Raw genomic sequence first — 18,441 nt, 5'->3', positions numbered from 1 at the left:
AAACAAGCTCTGAAGCCACGACCCGCCAAGATCAATTTCTTCATACAAAACGAATGAACGGCTGAAAAATGCAAAAGGGGACCAAAAAGGCCCCCTTCCGTATTACTTCACACGCACAGACACCTGCATGCGTTACGCGTCAGGAGCGACCTTGGCAGGTGGCTCGCTGTTTTCGTAGATCAGCAGCGGCTTGGACGTGCCATCGATGACGCTCTCGTCTATCACCACCTTGCTCACGTCACTTTGCGACGGGATCTCGTACATGGTGTCGAGCAGTACGCCTTCGAGGATGGAGCGCAAGCCACGGGCACCGGTCTTGCGCTCCAGCGCGCGACGGGCAACCGACTTCAGTGCATCGGTACGGAACTCGAGGTCCACACCTTCCATCTCGAACAGCTTGGCATATTGCTTGGTCAGCGCATTCTTCGGCTCGGTGAGGATCTGTATCAAAGCAGCCTCGTCCAGCTCGTCCAGCGTCGCAAGCACTGGCAGACGGCCCACGAACTCCGGGATCAGACCGAACTTGACCAGATCGTCAGGCTCGACTTCACGCAGGGACTCGCCAACCTTCTTGCCCTCCTCCTTGCTGCGAACTTCGGCGTTGAAGCCGATGCCGCCACGGGTGGAACGGTTCTGAATAACCTTTTCCAGGCCCGAGAAGGCACCACCGCAGATGAAGAGGATATTGCGTGTGTCCACTTGCAGGAATTCCTGCTGCGGATGCTTTCGGCCACCCTGAGGAGGAACGGAAGCCACAGTGCCCTCGATCAGTTTCAGCAAGGCTTGCTGCACGCCTTCACCGGAAACGTCACGCGTGATCGAAGGGTTGTCGGATTTGCGCGAAATCTTGTCGATTTCGTCGATGTAGACAATACCCATCTGGGCCTTCTCGACATCGTAATCACATTTCTGCAACAGCTTCTGAATAATGTTTTCGACGTCCTCACCCACATAACCGGCCTCGGTCAGAGTGGTGGCGTCAGCGATGGTGAACGGTACATTGAGCAGACGGGCCAGTGTTTCGGCCAGCAGCGTCTTGCCTGAGCCCGTAGGGCCGATAAGCAGGATGTTGCTCTTGCCCAGTTCAACATCGTCATTTTTCTTGTCGCGCTGGTTCAGACGCTTGTAGTGGTTATACACCGCTACTGCGAGAACTTTTTTGGCACGCTCCTGACCGATGACGTACTGGTCAAGGATGCCGCTGATTTCTTTAGGCGAAGGCAATTTATGCGCGCTGCTTTCGGCCTGTGCTTCCTGCACCTCCTCGCGGATGATGTCATTGCACAGGTCGACGCACTCGTCGCAGATAAAGACCGAGGGGCCGGCAATCAATTTGCGCACTTCATGCTGGCTTTTGCCACAGAAGGAGCAATAGAGCAATTTGCCGTTGTCCTCGCCGTTGCGGGTGTCAGTCATTCGATCGATCCAATCCGGTAGGCTTGCAACACAAGATGAAGGCTATTGCGGGCTTTTTCAAGTCCGCAGGCGGTCGGTTGTGCCGACCCCCTACATTTTGAGTCGCTTAGGCAGGCATTTGACGCTTGTTGATCACCGAGTCGATCAGGCCGTATTCAGCCGCACGCTCTGCGCTCATGAAGTTGTCACGCTCGGTGTCACGCTCGATGGTTTCGAGGCTCTGGCCGGTGTGATGCGCCAGCAGCGAGTTCAGGCGATGACGAATGTGCAGGATTTCCTTGGCATGGATGTCGATATCCGACGCCTGACCCTGGAAACCGCCCAGCGGCTGGTGAATCATCATCCGCGAGTTGGGCAGGCAATGACGCTTGCCTTCTGCACCACCGGCCAGCAGGAATGCACCCATGCTGCAAGCCTGACCGATACAGATCGTCGAGACGTCCGGCTTGATGAACTGCATGGTGTCGTAGATCGACATGCCTGCAGTCACCGAACCGCCCGGCGAGTTGATGTAAAGATGGATATCCTTGTCCGGGTTTTCCGCTTCAAGGAAAAGCAGCTGTGCCGCGATAAGGTTGGCCATGTAGTCCTCTACCGGACCAACCATAAAGATGACTCGCTCCTTGAGAAGGCGCGAATAGATGTCATAGGCGCGTTCGCCACGGGCGGACTGCTCGATAACCATCGGGACCAGGCCGCCAGCGGCCTGGATGTCAGAGTTCTGCTGAATATAAGAATTGCGGGACATGTCCTGCATTCACTCCCAAATAGTCGAGTCTTGAATACGCACAAGCCAGCGCGAAGGCTGGCTTGTGGGTGTTTTCGCACGAAAAGAGAAATCAGTCGGCTTTTGGAGCTTCCACCGGCTTGACAGCTTCTTCGTAGGAGACCGATTTGTCGGTCACGCTAGCTTTCTGCAAAACAGTATCTACAACTTGCTCTTCAAGCACAACAGAACGTACCTCGTTCATTTGCTGCTCGTTCTTGTAGTACCAGGCAACAACCTGCTCGGGTTCCTGATAGGCGGACGCCATTTCCTGGATCATTTCACGAACGCGAGCGTCATCAGGCTTGAGGTCGAACTGCTTGACGACCTCGGCAACGATCAGACCCAGCTCGACGCGGCGCTTGGCCTGCTCTTCGAACAGCTCAGCCGGCAACTGGTCAGGCTTGATGTTGCCACCGAACTGCTGAACAGCCTGGACGCGCAGACGATTGACTTCGTTTTCCAGCAGCGCTTTAGGCACTTCGATCGGGTTGGCAGCCAGCAGACCGTCCATGACCTGATTCTTGACCTTGGACTTGATCGCCTGACGCAGCTCGCGCTCCATGTTCTTGCGAACCTCGGTGCGGAAGCCTTCGATACCGGTTTCCTTGATGCCGAACTGCTTGAAGAACTCTTCGTTCAGCTCAGGCAGCTTCGGCTCGGAAACGGTATTGACGGTCACGGTGAACTCGGCAGCCTTGCCGGCCAGCTCGAGGTTCTGATAGTCCTCGGGGAAGGTCACGTTCAGAACGCGCTCTTCGCCAGCCTTGGCGCCAACCAGACCGTCTTCGAAACCAGGAATCATGCGACCGGAACCCAATACCAGCTGGGTAGCGGTGGCGGAACCGCCGGCGAACACTTCGCCGTCGACCTTGCCCACGAAATCGATGTTCAACTGATCTTCGTTCTGGGCAGCGCGATCGGCTACTTCAAAACGAACGTTCTGCTTGCGCAGCACTTCCAGCATGTTGTCCAGATCGCTCTCGGCCACGTCGGCAGACAGGCGCTCAACAGCGATGGTGTCGAAACCGGCGACGGTGAATTCCGGGAATACTTCGAAAGTAGCCACGTATTCCAGGTCTTTACCTTTTTCGAAAGATTTCGGTTCTACAGCTGGAGCGCCGGCCGGGTTCAGCTTCTGCTCAACCACGGCTTCGTAAAAGGTAGCCTGAATCAGATCGCCCAGTGCTTCCTGACGTGCGCCGTCTTCGTAACGCTGACGGATCACGCTCATAGGCACCTTGCCAGGGCGGAAGCCCGGGATCTTGGCTTTGCGTGCGGTCTGCTGCAGACGCTTGTTGACTTCAGTCTCGATGCGTTCGGCAGGCACGCCAATGGTCATGCGGCGCTCAAGAGCGGAAGTATTTTCAACAGAAACTTGCATGGATATTCCTCGTTGCACAGACGTTAGCCGGCCGTTTCCGACCCCAGAATCAAGGGCATGCATTCTAGTGGGTCAAACTCAAGAAGTCACCCTACTGAAAAAGGGCGGATTAACAAGAAGGAATCGGACTACAGCCGGAGGAGAAAGGAAAACACCTCGCATCGCTCGCGACGTGTCTGGCACGCCCCCTATATAAGGAAGCACCTGCACCGGACGATGCCCGAATCCATCTGCATAGCACGCCCCACTCGACCGACGGCGGCATGGCCGTCGGACCAGCGAGGCGATGGAACGAATACGCCAAAACAAAAAAAGCCGCACTAGGCGGCTTTCTTTTTGTACATTCTGCAATCGAAGCGTAACCACTCGACTGCATTTATCCTGGTGCGGACGGAGAGACTCGAACTCTCACACCTTGCGGCGCTGGAACCTAAATCCAGTGTGTCTACCAATTCCACCACATCCGCATTTCAGACTTTTAAAGCAAAGGCGCCAGACTATGAATCTGGCGCCCTTCTTAATATGGGGTGGACGATGGGGTTCGAACCCACGACCGCAGGAGTCACAATCCTGTGCTCTACCAACTGAGCTACGCCCACCATATTGCGCGTGACGATACAACTTGCTTGCTGTGCCAAAGCTGCCTTGAATGGCGCACCCGGCAGGACTCGAACCTGCGACCATCCGCTTAGAAGGCGGATGCTCTATCCAGCTGAGCTACGGGCACTTATATAATTTGTATTCTTGTGATAACAAACTAAAAGGCTTTCAATCACACCGGCTGATTTGCAACTCTGCCTGACATAATCAACCAGTGCTAGCTTAACCAGTGCTGGGCGCTGCCCGGCAAGTGCGACGAATCTTATAGACGGCCCCTGGGGTCGTCAACCTTTTTTTGAAAAAAATTCAGCTAGATAAAGGAGTTAGCTGAATATCCAATGCATGCGCCTTTGCCCTCGCGCCATGTCATGCGAGAATGCGCGCTCATTTTATTTCCTCTCGATGGTTAATCACGCGTCATGACTGCAAAACTAATCGACGGCAAGGCGATCGCCGCCAGCCTGCGCCAGCAGATCGCCAAACGTGTCGCCGAACGTAGCCAGCAAGGTTTGCGCACGCCGGGCCTCGCGGTGATCCTGGTAGGCAGCGACCCCGCTTCTCAGGTCTATGTCTCCCACAAGCGCAAGGACTGCGAGGAAGTCGGCTTTATCTCCCGTGCCTATGACTTGCCCGCCGATACCACTCAGGTTGCGTTGACCGATTTGATCGACCGCCTCAATGAAGACGCCGCTGTCGACGGCATTCTGTTGCAATTGCCTCTGCCTGCGCACCTGGACGCATCACTGCTGCTGGAACGCATTCGTCCGGACAAGGACGTGGACGGTTTCCACCCTTATAACGTAGGCCGTCTGGCGCAGCGCATTCCGCTCCTGCGGCCATGTACACCCAAAGGGATCATTGCCCTGCTGGAAAGCACCGGCGTCGATTTGTACGGTCTGGATGCCGTGGTGGTTGGCGCGTCGAACATCGTCGGCCGCCCTATGGCGATGGAGTTGTTGCTGGCGGGCTGCACGGTGACCGTGACCCACCGTTTCACCAAGGATCTGGCAGGTCATGTGAGCCGTGCCGATTTGGTGGTGGTTGCCGCTGGCAAGCCGGGCCTTGTCAAAGGCGAATGGATCAAGCAGGGCGCGATCGTCATCGATGTCGGCATCAATCGCCAGGAAGACGGCAAGCTGGTAGGCGACGTGGTTTACGACACCGCCCTGCCCCGCGCCGGCTGGATCACTCCGGTTCCCGGCGGCGTCGGCCCCATGACCCGCGCATGCCTGCTGGAAAACACGCTGTACGCTGCGGAAACACTGCACGACTGATCAGCATGCACACAAAAAAACGGCACCTCATGGGTGCCGTTTTTTTATGCCTGCAAACGCTTACTTTTTAGCCGCTTCCCAGCTCTTCAGCAAGTCTGAGTAGGCGATGGTTTCCCCCTTCGGCTTCTCGTTGGCCAGCTTGCGTTGTGGCGCAAGGAACTTGCCACCGCTCTCTTCGGCCTTCTTGTACCAGGCCTCTGCAGTGGTTTCCGGATTCATCTTCGGCGCACACTTGCTGCCTTCCTGAACCTTGGAACGCTCGATGCGCGTCATGATTGCATCCTGATCCTTGGCCAGACCGTCCAGCGCCTGCTGTGCAGTCTTCTCGCCAGTGACCGCTTCGGCAACATGGCTCCACCACAACTGCGCCAGCTTCGGATAATCAGGCACGTTGGTCCCGGTAGGCGACCATTGCACCCGCGCCGGGCTGCGGTAGAACTCTACCAGACCACCCAGTTTCGGTGCCAGCTCAGTCATTTCCCTGGAGTTGATGTCCGACTCGCGGATCGGCGTCAGGCCAACAATGGTTTTCTTCAGAGAAACACTTTTCGACGTGACGAACTGCGCATACAGCCACGCCGCCAGACGTTTTTTCTCGTCGGAAGATTTCAGGAAAGTCCATGAACCCACATCCTGATAACCGAGTTTCATGCCTTCCTTCCAGTACGGCCCTTTCGGCGACGGGGCCATACGCCATTTCGGCGTGCCATCGGCGTTCATGACCGGCAGACCGGGCTTGGTCATGTCAGCGGTAAACGCGGTGTACCAGAATATCTGTTGCGCAACGTTACCCTGCGAAGGCACGGGGCCGGACTCCGAGAACGTCATGCCTGCCGCTTCCGGCGGTGCATAGGCCTTCAGCCAGTCGATGTATTTCTGGGTCGCGAACACCGCCGCCGGACCGTTGGTGTCGCCGCCACGGGTAATGCTGGAACCGACCGGATGGCAATCTTCTACACGGATGCCCCACTCGTCCACAGGCAAACCATTCGGCAAGCCCTTGTCACCGCTGCCCGCCATGGAGAACCAGGCATCGGTGAAACGCCAGCCCAGTGACGGGTCCTTTTTGCCGTAATCCATGTGGCCAAAGACTTTCTTGCCGTCGATTTCCTTGACGTCCTCACTGAAGAATTTGGCAATGTCTTCGTAGGCCGACCAGTTGACCGGGACGCCCAGTTCATAGCCGTACTTGTCCTTGAATTTCTTTTTCAGGTCAGGACGCTCGAACCAGTCGGCACGAAACCAGTAGAGGTTGGCGAACTGCTGATCGGGCAGCTGATAAAGCTTGCCGTCTGGAGCCGTGGTAAACGAAGTACCGATAAAGTCTTTCAGGTCCAGCGTCGGCGATGTGACCTTACTGCCTTCCGGACTGGCCATCAGATCCGTCAGAGAAAGCGCCTTGCCATAGCGAAAGTGCGTGCCGATCAGGTCCGAATCGTTAACCCAGCCGTCGTAGATGCTCTTGTCAGACTGCATGGCGGTCTGCAGCTTTTCGATGACGTCACCTTCCTGCAGCAAATCGTGGGTGACTTTGATACCGGTGATTTCAGTGAATGCCCTGGCCAGGGTTTTCGATTCGTACTCGTGGGTGGTCAGGGTTTCCGACACCACCTTGATGTCCATGCCACGGAACGGCTCGGCGGCCTTGATGAACCACTCCAGTTCTTTCAACTGCTCGGCATCGGAAAGCGTACTCGGCTTGAATTCGCTTGCCGCCCATTTCTTCGCCGCATCCTCGTACTGATCTGCCCATGCCGACACACTCAACCCACTGAGCATGATCATGGTTGCCAGCGTCACGCTATGTTGCAGCTTGTTTTTCTTATTGAACATAGTCATCTCCACGATTGCCTTTATGTAGTCCTGCTCTTCGAATACCGTCGGCCGATTCAGTCATACAATCGCACCCGACCGCTCCCTAACCCCAACGCATCACCACCAACAACCACACCAGGGAAGCCCCTGAAGCGATCCAGATACTCCAGTCAGTCGCGCCGATCACCAGCAGATGCAGGTAAGCGCTGCCCAGAAGCCCAATGAAAAGACGGTCGCCACGGGTGGTGGCAATCGGCAGAAAACCACGACGCTCGATGCTTGCCGAGCGCAATTCCCATACTGTCATTCCCGCCAGCAGCACAGCGATGCTGATGAAAAAGGCAGCAGTGGGCAGTGTCCAGGACATCCACTCCATTTCTCGACTCCTCAGACGCGACCAAGAGCGAAGCCCTTGACCACATGGTTGCGAACGAACCAGATCACCAGCATGCCCGGCAGGATGGTCAACACCCCGGCGGCCGCCAGCACCCCCCAATCGATACCCGATGCCGAGACCGTGCGGGTCATCACTGCCGCTATCGGCTTGGCGTTGACCGAGGTCAACGTGCGCGCCAGGAGCAGTTCGACCCAGGAGAACATGAAGCAGAAAAACGCCGTTACACCAATGCCCGAGCCGATCAGCGGAATGAAGATCTTCACGAAAAACCTGGGAAAGCTGTAACCGTCGATATACGCCGTCTCATCTATCTCCTTGGGAACACCGGACATGAAGCCCTCCAGAATCCACACGGCCAGCGGAACGTTGAACAGGCAATGCGCCAGTGCGACGGCGATGTGCGTGTCAAACAGGCCAATGGACGAATACAACTGAAAAAACGGCAACAGGAATACTGCAGGTGGTGCCATGCGATTGGTCAGCAGCCAGAAGAACAGGTGCTTGTCGCCGAGAAAACGATAGCGGGAAAAGGCATAGGCTGCAGGCAGTGCCACGCTCAGCGATATCACGGTGTTGAGGCACACGTAGTACAGCGAGTTGAGGTAGCCGCTGTACCAGCTCTCGTCGGTGAAGATCACCTTGTAGTTGGCCAGGGTAAAATCCTGCGGCCACAGGGTCAGGCCGCTGAGGATCTCGGTATTGGTCTTGAACGACATGTTGATCAGCCAGTAGATCGGCACCAGCAGAAACAACAGGTAAATCCACAGCGGTATGATTTTGCGCAGACTCATGACCCGGCCCTCAATTCTTTTCGCCGTGGGTCATGGCGGTATAGAACACCCATGACACCAACAGAATGATCAGGAAATACACCAGCGAGAACGCTGCCGCCGGCCCCAGGTCGAACTGCCCGAGCGCCATGGTCGTCAGGGTCTGACTGAGGAAGGTGGTGGAGTTGCCCGGACCGCCGCCGGTCAGAACGAACGGCTCGGTGTAGATCATGAAGCTGTCCATGAAGCGCAGCATCACCGCAATCAGCAGTACGCTTTTCATCTTCGGCAACTGAATATGCCGGAAGATGGCCCAACCGGACGCCCGATCAATCCGTGCTGCCTGGTAATACACGTCCGGAATGGCTCGCAGCCCTGAATAGCAGAGCAAAGCGACCAGCGAGGTCCAGTGCCAGACGTCGATGACCAGTACCGTCACCCAGGCATCCGACGCATTAGCGGCGTAGTTGTAGTTGATGCCCAGCACGTTGTTCAGCGTGTAGCCGAGCAAGCCGATATCCCCACGGCCGAAAATCTGCCAGATGGTGCCGACCACATTCCACGGAATCAGCAATGGAATGGTCATCACGATCAGGCACAACGACGACCAGCGGCCCTTCGTAGGCATGGTCAGGGCAATCGCGATGCCCAACGGGATCTCGATCAGCAGCACACAGCCCGAGTAAATGAACTGACGCAGCAGCGAATCGTGCAGACGCGGGTCCTGCAGGACTTGCCTGAACCAGTCGGTGCCGACGAAATAGCGGCTGGACTGGTCGAAGATGTCCTGCACCGAGTAGTTGACCACCGTCATCATCGGGATGATGGCGCTGAATGCCACCAGCAGAAACACTGGCATCACCAGCCACCAGGCCTTGTTGTTCTGAACCTTACGCATGGGACACCTCACTGGCAGGGCCGGTTTCGAGCAGGTAATCATCTGCGTACAGCATCAGCCATTGCCCCGGAAAACTGATCCACGCTTGGCCTTGCGGCACCGGCTTGTCTTCCTGCAGCCGAACCTTGAGCAACTGCCCGGCCAGTTTCAGGGTGATGATCTTGTAGGTGCCGAGGTCTTCCACGTAGGTCACGTCGGCGCACATGGCATCGTCGTAAGGCCCGTCCCAGACGTGCACGAACTCTGGACGAATGCCCACTTTCAGACTTTTCCAGGGTGTATCGGCGAGCTTTTGCTGCAACGCTTCAGGCAGCGGCAGATGAATGTCGGCAAAACCGACTCCGCCTGTTTGAGGCGTGACGTCAATGAGATTCATGCCGGGGCTGCCGATGAAATAGCCGACAAAGGTGTGGGAAGGCTTTTCAAAAAGCTCCCGCGGTGTACCGAACTGCACAATCTGTCCGCCGTACATCACCGCGATCTTGTCGGCGAAGGTCGAAGCCTCGAGCTGATCGTGGGTCACGTAGACCATGGTGATATTGAACTGCTCGTGGATCTGCTTGAGCTTGCGCCGCAGTTTCCATTTCAGGTGCGGGTCGATGACCGTCAGCGGCTCATCGAAAAGGATCGCTGAAACGTCATCGCGCACCAGCCCGCGACCCATGGAGACCTTTTGTTTCTCGTCTGCGCTCAGGTTGCGCGCCTTCTTTTTCAGCAGCGGCTGCAAGTCCAGAACATCGGCTATTTCGTTGACCTTGATGAGAATCCGCGCCTCGTCCATGCCCTGATTACGCAAAGGAAAGGCCAGGTTATCGAACACGGTCATGGTGTCGTAGATCACCGGAAACTGGAAAACCTGAGCAATATTGCGGCGCTCCGGCGGCAGCTCGTTGACCACTTTTGAATCAAACAATACCTGGCCCTGTGAAGGACTGAGCAATCCCGAAATGATATTGAGCAAGGTCGACTTGCCACAGCCGGAGGGTCCAAGTAGCGCGTAGGCGCCACCCTGCTCCCAGATATGGCTCATTTCCCGTATCGCGTAATCGTCAGGACCGGGCTTGGCGCTATAACTGTGCGCCAGGTTCTGCAAGCGGATCTCGGCCATCAGGCAACCCTCGCCATACGCAGGCCCGGTGCCTGAATCAGGCCGCCCTGCTGATCGAATACAAACAATTTGTGGGTCGGGATGTACACCCGAATCGCTGCATCTACGTCGTAGGCGTGAACGCCCGGTAGATGCAGGACCAGCGAGAACAGCTCGTTGCGCACATGCAGGAAGGTTTCCGAGCCGCTTATTTCCGCCAGCTCGACGGTGACGGCCAGTTCCAGGTCATCATCGTTGGACGGCACCAGGCTCAGATGACTCGGGCGTACTCCGAAGCGATACTCTCCATCGCCGACGGCACGCAGGTCGACATTGAGCGGAAAGTGCACGAAGTTGGCGAAGCTGACTTCATTGCCGTCTATCCGACCCGGCATCAGGTTGATCGGCGGTTCGGAAAACAGCTCGGCGGCCAATACAGTGCTCGGCCGGTGGTAAACCTCTGGAGTCTTGCCACTCTGCACCACTCGCCCCTCATGCAGAATGGTGGTAGTGCCGCCCAGAGCCAGCGCCTCATTGGGCTCGGTGGTGGCGTAGATGGCGATAGTATGGCGAGCGGCAAACAGCTCGCGCATTTCCTGACGCAGCTCTTCGCGCAGCTTGTAATCGAGGTTGACCAGCGGCTCGTCGAACAGGATCAGTTCGGCATCTTTGACCAGCGCCCTGGCCATCGCGGTGCGCTGTTGCTGTCCACCGGACAATTCGAGGGGGTGACGCTGCAGGAATTTTTCGATGCGCAGCATCTTCGCGGTTTCCTGCACGCGGCTATCGATCACCTCCCTGGACAACCCCGCTTGGCGCAGCGGCGAGGCGATGTTTTCAAACACCGTCATGCTTGGGTAATTGATGAACTGCTGATAAACCATCGAGACGTTGCGCAAACGAACGGGGCGGTTGGTGACATCGACCCCGTTCATCAGCACCCGTCCGCTGTCAGGCTTGTCCAGCCCGGCCATCAGGCGCATCAGGCTGGTTTTGCCGGACAGGGTTCGTCCCAGCAGAACGTTGAATGATCCCGGCTCAAAGCTCAGGGAAGCGTCGTCGATCCAGACCTGACCATCGACTGCGCGACTGACATGCTCCAGCGTGAGTGACATGGCGTGCCCTTTGTTGTTTTTTTCTTAAGGGTGATTGCGTGACTGTCTGCAGATAGCGACATTCATGCCAGCTCGGCCAGATCGCTGCCAAAAGCCCGAAACAGAGCACTCTCCCGTATTCAGGGGGCCAAACGGCTTTCGCAGCTGAACAATAATGAACAGAAAAAACTGAACACTTGAACAAAATGAACATTGACTTTGAACAAAACTGAACGACACTGGACGGACGTTGCGGGCAAGGATGGTCACGCCGACGGGACCTAAAAACAAAAACAACACGTCACATTCGCAGGCATCCTCATGTCTCAACCCAGCGCTTCGCTTGCTCACGACATCATCATTCAGGATTCATGGAGGCGCTGCCGGGACTTCGGCCTCAGCCATCAGACGCGTCCTTCCTTCGGCCAATTGCCCGGTGCAGAGGTTGCCAGACTGCTGGAGCGTCATCACGGCCTGGTGCAGACCACTCATCAGGAAGTCCTGCCGGTCTACGAAAATATTCTGAGCAACTCCAACTGTCTGATTCTGCTGGCCGATCCTCAAGGCCAGTTGCTCAAATCGTGGGGAGCACAACGCTTCGTCGAGTCTTCCCAGGCTCAGGGCTTCATGGCAGGTGCCAGCTGGAGCGAACGGGGCACAGGCACCAATGCCATTGGCACAGCGCTGGCCTGCGAGCAGGCTATTCATATCGAGCCCGACGAGCACTTCCTCAAGGCCAATCGCTTCATGACCGGGTCAGCTTCACCGATCTTCGACGCCAATCGACGCATCATTGCCGTGCTGGATGTGTCCAGTGACAGCTTTCTGCCGCCCTCGCACACGCTTGGCATGGTCAAGATGATGAGCCAGTCAGTAGAAAACCGGCTGATTCTTGATCAGTTTCGCGACTCTCACTACCAGTTGATCTTCAATACAGGCCTGAACAACCTGGACAGCCAATGGGCAGGTCTGCTGATTTTCGACGAAAGCGGTCAGATCCTGTGTGCCAATCGGCGAGCTGACAACTTGCTGGGGACAACGCCGTCCGGAGTCAGTATCGAGACGCTGTTCAAGTGTCCGATCCTGCAACTGCTCAGCGAAACCGAAGCGCGGCCATTTGCGCTGCATGCATTCGGCAACAATCGCTTTCAATGCCTGCTCAAGCGCCCGACCCGCAAGCCGCTGAAGCTGCATAGCGTCCAGCCGCTGCACACGCCTGCAGCACCGCGAAACCTGGACCTCGATGCGATCAGCCTGGGCGATCCCAGGATCGAGAAGGCTGTACATCAGGCACAACGGCTTCTGGAAAAAGACATCCCGCTGCTGATTCACGGCGAAACCGGGGTCGGCAAGGAAGTGTTTGTCAAAGCACTGCATCAGGCCAGTGCGCGCGCTGGCCTGCCGCTGATCGCCGTCAACTGCGCCGCAATCCCGGCCGAACTGGTCGAGGCTGAGCTATTTGGCTATGAAAGAGGGGCGTTTACCGGGGCCAGTCAAAAGGGCAGCATCGGCCTGATTCGTAAAGCCGACAAAGGTACGCTGTTTCTGGACGAGGTCGGCGACATGCCCCTGCCGGTGCAGGCGCGACTGCTACGCGTGCTGCAGGAACGCTGTGTTCAACCATTGGGCAGCAGCGAGTTGTACCCGGTGGACATACGCCTGATTTCGGCCACTAATCGCGGCTTGCGCGAGCAGGTCCAGACCGGGCATTTTCGCCAGGACCTTTATTACCGGATCAGCGGCCTGAGCATCGAACTCCCGCCACTGCGCGAGCGCACTGACAAACATGCGCTCATCCAGCGTATATGGGAGCGGCACCGCGATGCTCATCAACGTGCAGGTTTTTCCAGAGAAGTGCTCGAGCTATTCGAGCATCACCCCTGGCCGGGCAACCTTCGTCAGCTCAACAGCGTGATCCAGGTGGCACTTGCGCTGGCCGACGAACAGTCGATCGGCACCGAACATCTGCCAGACGACTTTCTGCTCGATACGCACGTGGATGAAGAATGCCGTGATCCGGCGAGGCCCCAGGAATCAGCCTTACGCTTGCACCCGACTGAAGACCTCGGCCAACTGTTTCAAGCGGCAGGCGGGAATATTTCACAACTGGCGAAACGTCTGGGGGTCAGTCGCAATACGCTGTACAAGCGGTTGCGGGAACAGCGGATTGTCTAGCGTATGACGCCTGGCAGGCTGCACATTGAGGATCGGACGCGAAGCGTCCAGAACAGAACGCCCATGCGCAGCATGGGCATTCCAGTGTTTCAGGGATAGTTCTTGATCAGTCCGCAAGGCGCCAGGTCGTACCGCCCTTGCCGTCTTCCAGAACCACACCCATCGCGGTGATCCGGTCGCGGATCCGGTCGGACTCAGCCCAGTCTTTCGCCGCGCGAGCAGCCAGGCGAGCCTGAATCAGCGCTTCCACTTCTGCCGCGTCGACGCGCCCTTCCGCGCCTGCGCGCAGGAAGTCGTCGGCTTCCAGTTGCAGAACACCCAATACGCTGGCCAGTTGCTTCAAGCGCGCCGCCAGCCCCGCCGCTGCTGCGACATCGGATTCGCGCAGACGATTGATCTCGCGGACCATCTCGAACAGGACCGCACACGCTTCAGGCGTACCGAAGTCGTCATTCATTGCAGCGCTGAAACGCTCGACGAATGCTTCGCCACCAGCGGACTCGGCAACCGGCAAGCCCTTGAGCGCGTGATAGAAACGCTCAAGCGCTGCCTTGGACTCGCGCAGGCTGTCTTCGGAATAGTTGATCGCGCTGCGGTAATGGCTTGATACCAGCAGGTAACGCACTACTTCCGGGTGGTATTTCTCCAGGACGTCGCGAATGGTGAAGAAGTTGTTCAGGGACTTGGACATCTTCTCGCCATTGATGCGAATCATGCCGCAGTGCAGCCAGGCATTGGCGTAGGTCTTGCCGGTTGCGGCTTCGCTCTGGGCGATTTCGTTTTCGTGGTGCGGAAACTCCAGATCGCTGCCGCCGCCATGAATGTCGAAGGTCTCGCCCAGGCAGCAGGTCGACATCACCGAGCATTCGATATGCCAGCCTGGACGCCCGGCACCCCAAGGCGATTCCCAGCTCGGCTCGCCCGGCTTGACGCCTTTCCAGAGCACGAAGTCCAGCGGATCTTCCTTGGACTCGTCCACTTCGATACGTGCGCCGATACGCAGGTCTTCGATCTTCTTGCGCGACAGTTTGCCGTAACCCTGAAACTTGCCCACACGGTAATACACGTCGCCGTTACCCGGCGCGTAGGCATAGCCCTTATCGATCAGGGTCTGGATCATGGCGTGCATGCCCGCGATGTGATCGGTGGCACGCGGCTCCATGTCCGGTTTGAGGATATTGAGGCGAGCCTCGTCCTCGTGCATGGCGTCGATCATGCGCGCCGTGAGCGCGTCGAACGACTCGCCGTTGTCACGGGCACGATTGATGATCTTGTCGTCGATGTCGGTGATATTGCGCACATAGGTCAGTTCATAACCACTGAAGCGCAACCAGCGGGTCACCAGGTCGAACGCCACCATGCTGCGGCCATGACCAAGGTGGCAGTAGTCGTATACGGTCATCCCGCAGACGTACATGCGCACCTTGTTGCCATCCAGCGGCTTGAAAACTTCTTTGCTCTTGGTGAGCGTGTTGTAAATAGAAAGCACTATCTGCCCCTCGGACATCTCAGGTCCAGGAATCCCGCAACGTTACCGTGCGGTTGAAAACTGGTTGACCGGGTTTCGAGTCCTTGATGTCCGCGCAGAAGTAACCTTCGCGTTCGAACTGGAAACGGTCTTCCGGTTGCGCGTGTCCCAATGACGGCTCAGCACGACAACCGGTCAGCACTTGCAGGGAGTCCGGGTTGATGTTGTCCAGAAAGCTTGCGCCATCTTCGGCTTTTTCCGGGTTGGCGGAACGGAACAGGCGGTCATAAAGACGCACTTCGCATTCAACGCTCTCTGCCGCAGGCACCCAGTGCACAACACCCTTGACCTTGCGGCCTTCAGGGTTTTTGCCCAGCGTGTCCGGATCATAGGAGCAACGCAGTTCGACGATGTTTCCGTCTGCGTCCTTGATTGCCTCATCAGCGCGAATCACATAACTGCCACGCAAACGCACTTCGCCATTGGGCTCAAGACGCTTGTAGCCTTTGGGCGGCTCTTCCATGTAATCGTCGCGATCGATGTAGATCTCCCGCGAGAACGGCAGCTCGCGCATGCCCAGGTCTTCTTTCGGATGGCGCGGCAGTTCCAGCTTCTCGACCTGACCTTCCGGGTAGTTGGTGATGACCACTTTCAACGGTCGCAGCACGCACATGGCACGTGGAGCACTGTGATCCAGGTCATCGCGAATACTGAATTCGAGCATGCCGAAATCGACCACGCCGTCGGAACGGTTGGTGCCGATCATTTCGCAGAAGTTGCGGATCGATTTCGGCGTGTAACCACGACGACGGAAACCCGACAGCGTCGACATGCGCGGGTCGTCCCAGCCGTTGACGTGCTTTTCGTCAACCAGTTGCTTGAGCTTGCGCTTGCTGGTGATGGTGTAATTCAGGTTCAGCCGCGAGAACTCGTACTGGCGCGGCTTGCATGGCACCGGCAGGTTGTCGAGGAACCAGTCGTACAGCGGACGATGGCTTTCGAACTCCAGGGTGCAGATCGAGTGGGTGATGCCTTCGAGCGCATCCGACTGACCGTGGGTGAAGTCGTAGATCGGGTAGATGCACCACTTGTCGCCGGTCTGATGGTGATGCGCATGACGAATGCGATAGATGATCGGGTCACGCAGGTTCATGTTCGGCGAGGCCATGTCGATTTTGGCACGCAGTACGCGAGCGCCATCCTCGAACTCCCCGGCTTTCATACGCGCGAACAGGTCCAGGTTTTCCTCGACGCCACGCTCACGGAACGGACTGTTCTTGCCCGGCTCGGTCAGGGTGCCGCGGTACTCGCGGGCCTGCTCGGGGGTCAGATCGTCTACATAGGCCTTGCCCGACTTGATCAGCTCGACCGCCCAGTCGTGCAACTGGTCGAAATACTGTGAGGCGTAGCGCACCTCACCCGCCCATTCAAAGCCCAGCCACTTGACGTCACTCATGATGGCGTCGATGTATTCCTGGTCTTCCTTGGCCGGATTGGTGTCGTCGAAACGCAGGTGCGTATCGCCACCAAATTCCTCGGCCAGACCGAAGTTCACGCAGATCGATTTGGCATGACCGATATGCAGATAGCCGTTGGGCTCAGGCGGAAAACGGGTCACGATTTTACTGTGCTTGCCCGAGTCCAGGTCTGCCTGCACGACAGGACGCAGGAAATTGGTCGGTACGGCCGGGCCTGCCTTTGAATGGGCAGTGGGTTCTGGAGTGGGCTTGCTCATAGGATCCTTGGACAATACGTGCGCGGCCAGGGTAGGCCGACTAAATCAAAGCGCTTATCATAGCCGAAGCTGTCAAGTCCCTGACAACAGACTGCGTATTTGAGGGCATAAAAGCTGCAAAAGCGCTGAAAAATGTAACCTCGCCTGTAAACTGCGCGTCAGGGTCATAATCTGCCCATTCATGCATGACTAGAGAGCGACTTCCCAAATGCCTAATGTAAAGCTGACTACCAACCACGGCGACATCGTGCTGCAACTGAACGAAGAAAAAGCGCCGCTGACCGTTGCCAACTTCATCGAATACGTTAAAGCCGGCCACTACGAAAACACTGTTTTCCACCGTGTGATCGGCAATTTCATGGTTCAGGGCGGCGGTTTCGAGCCTGGCATGAAAGAAAAGAAAGACAAGCGCCCGAGCATCCAGAACGAGGCCGACAACGGTCTGTCGAACAAGAAGTACAGCGTGGCCATGGCCCGTACCATGGAACCGCATTCGGCCTCTGCGCAGTTCTTCATCAACGTTGCTGACAACGCCTTCCTGAACCACAGCGCCAAGACCGTTCAGGGCTGGGGTTACGCTGTATTCGGTGAAGTGGTCGAAGGCACAGACGTGGTCGACAAGATCAAAGGCGTGGCGACTTCCAGCAAGGCCGGCCATCAGGACGTTCCGGTAGAAGACGTGATCATCGAGAAAGCCGAGATCGTTGAGTGATACTGCTGATCTCCGACCTGCACCTTGAACAGGAGCGCCCGGACATTACCCGGGCGTTCCTGGATCTGCTCGCAGGACGCGCTCGCGAAGCCGAGTCGCTGTATATCCTCGGGGATTTCTTTGAAGTCTGGATCGGTGACGATGCCATGTCGCCGTTCCAGCTTTCGATCTGCCAGGCCCTGCGCGAATTGAGCGACAGTGGCACACGAATTTTTCTGATGCACGGCAACCGTGATTTCATGCTCGGCAAGGGTTTCTGCAAGGCAGCGGGTTGCACGCTGTTGAGCGACCCGAGTGTCGTGCAGTTGAACGGTGAGCCCGTGCTGTTGATGCATGGCGATAGCCTGTGCACCCGCGACGAAGGTTATATCCGGATGCGCCGCTATCTGCGCCATCCGCTGACGTTGTTCATATTGCGTCACCTGCCGTTGGGCACCCGCCATAAGCTGGCGCGCAAATTACGCAACGAAAGCCGCGCCAAGACCAGCCTCAAGGCCAACGATATTGTCGACGTGACCCCGGAAGAAGTGCCGCGGATCATGCAGCAGTTCGGTGTGCGCACGCTGGTCCACGGCCACACTCATCGTCCGGCGATTCATAAGTTGCAGATTGGCGATCAGGCGTCCAGGCGTATCGTGCTGGGTGACTGGGATCGTCAGGGCTGGGTGCTGCAGGTGGATGAGCAGGGTTTCAATCTGAGCGCGTTTGACTTTGTACCCGAGACGACTGCGCTGTTGAATTGATGGTGCGGGAACGCTGCTGAGCGCGTGGCTGTTCTGCGACTTCAGGTAGGTTGTGGTTCTACACAGACTCTCGTTCCTACGCTACGCGTGGTAATGCAGTTCGTGAC

At 57.1% G+C, this 18,441-nt stretch carries 16 protein-coding genes and 3 tRNA genes; 5 read left to right on the top strand and 14 right to left on the bottom strand.

The features are described from left to right. Positions 1 to 132: 132 nt before the first annotated feature. From clpX to ALO80_RS08115, 6 genes are all read right to left on the bottom strand, one after another. Entirely contained in the window at positions 133 to 1,416 is a 1,284-nt protein-coding gene (gene clpX / locus ALO80_RS08140) for an ATP-dependent Clp protease ATP-binding subunit ClpX (RefSeq protein ID WP_002552735.1), read from the bottom strand. A gap of 106 nt (positions 1,417 to 1,522) precedes the next feature. Next, on the bottom strand, positions 1,523 to 2,164 hold the full coding sequence (gene clpP / locus ALO80_RS08135) for an ATP-dependent Clp endopeptidase proteolytic subunit ClpP (RefSeq protein ID WP_002552734.1): 642 nt from the start codon (positions 2,162 to 2,164) through the stop codon (positions 1,523 to 1,525). 91 nt (positions 2,165 to 2,255) lie between these two features. Continuing rightward, positions 2,256 to 3,566 carry a trigger factor gene (gene tig, locus ALO80_RS08130; RefSeq protein WP_054987159.1) on the bottom strand — a complete coding sequence of 437 codons (1,311 nt, stop codon included), beginning with the start codon at positions 3,564 to 3,566 and terminating at the stop codon, positions 2,256 to 2,258. Positions 3,567 to 3,948: 382 nt separating this feature from the next. Further along, positions 3,949 to 4,033: transfer RNA gene (locus tag ALO80_RS08125), tRNA-Leu, on the bottom strand. 56 nt (positions 4,034 to 4,089) lie between these two features. Then, positions 4,090 to 4,165, bottom strand: a tRNA-His gene (locus ALO80_RS08120). Positions 4,166 to 4,216: 51 nt separating this feature from the next. After that, positions 4,217 to 4,293: transfer RNA gene (locus tag ALO80_RS08115), tRNA-Arg, on the bottom strand. A gap of 292 nt (positions 4,294 to 4,585) precedes the next feature. Here ALO80_RS08115 and folD point away from each other — a divergent pair. Continuing rightward, positions 4,586 to 5,440 (top strand): bifunctional methylenetetrahydrofolate dehydrogenase/methenyltetrahydrofolate cyclohydrolase FolD, encoded by an 855-nt coding sequence (gene folD / locus ALO80_RS08110; protein ID WP_054987158.1) that lies wholly within the window; start codon positions 4,586 to 4,588, stop codon positions 5,438 to 5,440. A 60-nt stretch (positions 5,441 to 5,500) separates the two neighbouring features. Here the strand turns inward: folD and ALO80_RS08105 are convergent, their stop codons facing one another. From ALO80_RS08105 to ALO80_RS08095, 3 genes are all read right to left on the bottom strand, one after another. Continuing rightward, positions 5,501 to 7,273, bottom strand: coding sequence for an ABC transporter substrate-binding protein (locus tag ALO80_RS08105; RefSeq protein ID WP_055007072.1), 1,773 nt, complete (start codon positions 7,271 to 7,273; stop codon positions 5,501 to 5,503). Positions 7,274 to 7,358: 85 nt separating this feature from the next. Further along, on the bottom strand, positions 7,359 to 7,631 hold the full coding sequence (locus ALO80_RS08100; protein ID WP_010437138.1) for a DUF2160 domain-containing protein: 273 nt from the start codon (positions 7,629 to 7,631) through the stop codon (positions 7,359 to 7,361). A gap of 11 nt (positions 7,632 to 7,642) precedes the next feature. After that, positions 7,643 to 8,200 carry a carbohydrate ABC transporter permease gene (locus ALO80_RS08095; RefSeq protein ID WP_223813483.1) on the bottom strand — a complete coding sequence of 186 codons (558 nt, stop codon included), beginning with the start codon at positions 8,198 to 8,200 and terminating at the stop codon, positions 7,643 to 7,645. Here ALO80_RS08095 and ALO80_RS32475 point away from each other — a divergent pair. Beyond that, the gene (locus ALO80_RS32475; RefSeq protein WP_223813484.1) at positions 8,084 to 8,512 is read left to right on the top strand and encodes a multiheme c-type cytochrome; all 429 of its coding nucleotides are present in this window, start codon (positions 8,084 to 8,086) and stop codon (positions 8,510 to 8,512) included. The genes ALO80_RS08095 and ALO80_RS32475 overlap by 117 nt on opposite strands. Here ALO80_RS32475 and ALO80_RS08090 read toward each other — a convergent pair. The 3 genes from ALO80_RS08090 to ALO80_RS08080 are packed head-to-tail and all read right to left on the bottom strand — an operon-like array spanning position 8,454 to position 11,522. Then, positions 8,454 to 9,320, bottom strand: coding sequence for a carbohydrate ABC transporter permease (locus ALO80_RS08090; protein WP_024644953.1), 867 nt, complete (start codon positions 9,318 to 9,320; stop codon positions 8,454 to 8,456). The genes ALO80_RS32475 and ALO80_RS08090 overlap by 59 nt on opposite strands. After that, positions 9,313 to 10,428: an ABC transporter ATP-binding protein gene (locus ALO80_RS08085; protein WP_055008602.1), complete on the bottom strand. Its 1,116-nt coding sequence runs from the start codon at positions 10,426 to 10,428 to the stop codon at positions 9,313 to 9,315. Before ALO80_RS08085 ends, ALO80_RS08090 begins: the two co-directional genes overlap by 8 nt. Further along, positions 10,428 to 11,522 carry an ABC transporter ATP-binding protein gene (locus tag ALO80_RS08080; protein ID WP_055007074.1) on the bottom strand — a complete coding sequence of 365 codons (1,095 nt, stop codon included), beginning with the start codon at positions 11,520 to 11,522 and terminating at the stop codon, positions 10,428 to 10,430. The genes ALO80_RS08085 and ALO80_RS08080 overlap by 1 nt, the downstream gene beginning before the upstream one ends. A 300-nt stretch (positions 11,523 to 11,822) precedes the next feature. Here ALO80_RS08080 and ALO80_RS08075 point away from each other — a divergent pair, with 300 nt between their 5' ends. After that, positions 11,823 to 13,676 carry a sigma-54-dependent Fis family transcriptional regulator gene (locus ALO80_RS08075; RefSeq protein WP_055008601.1) on the top strand — a complete coding sequence of 618 codons (1,854 nt, stop codon included), beginning with the start codon at positions 11,823 to 11,825 and terminating at the stop codon, positions 13,674 to 13,676. 106 nt (positions 13,677 to 13,782) lie between these two features. Here ALO80_RS08075 and cysS read toward each other — a convergent pair whose 3' ends face one another. Together cysS and ALO80_RS08065 are read right to left on the bottom strand one after the other, a co-directional pair. Next, positions 13,783 to 15,165 (bottom strand): cysteine--tRNA ligase, encoded by a 1,383-nt coding sequence (cysS, locus tag ALO80_RS08070; RefSeq protein ID WP_055008616.1) that lies wholly within the window; start codon positions 15,163 to 15,165, stop codon positions 13,783 to 13,785. Positions 15,166 to 15,184: 19 nt separating this feature from the next. Beyond that, positions 15,185 to 16,879 (bottom strand): glutamine--tRNA ligase/YqeY domain fusion protein, encoded by a 1,695-nt coding sequence (locus tag ALO80_RS08065; protein WP_055008600.1) that lies wholly within the window; start codon positions 16,877 to 16,879, stop codon positions 15,185 to 15,187. Positions 16,880 to 17,087: 208 nt separating this feature from the next. Between ALO80_RS08065 and ALO80_RS08060 the strand changes: the two genes are divergently transcribed. Then, complete coding sequence (locus ALO80_RS08060) at positions 17,088 to 17,591, top strand: peptidylprolyl isomerase (protein WP_055008599.1); 504 nt, start codon at positions 17,088 to 17,090, stop codon at positions 17,589 to 17,591. Further along, on the top strand, positions 17,588 to 18,334 hold the full coding sequence (lpxH, locus tag ALO80_RS08055) for a UDP-2,3-diacylglucosamine diphosphatase (RefSeq protein ID WP_055008598.1): 747 nt from the start codon (positions 17,588 to 17,590) through the stop codon (positions 18,332 to 18,334). The genes ALO80_RS08060 and lpxH overlap by 4 nt, the downstream gene beginning before the upstream one ends. Positions 18,335 to 18,441 lie beyond the last annotated feature (107 nt).

Source organism: Pseudomonas caricapapayae (genome assembly GCF_001400735.1).
In the GTDB taxonomy this organism is placed as follows: domain Bacteria; phylum Pseudomonadota; class Gammaproteobacteria; order Pseudomonadales; family Pseudomonadaceae; genus Aquipseudomonas; species Aquipseudomonas caricapapayae.
Note: the sequence above shows the minus strand (reverse complement) of the source record. Positions and strands in the feature narration are given on the sequence as shown.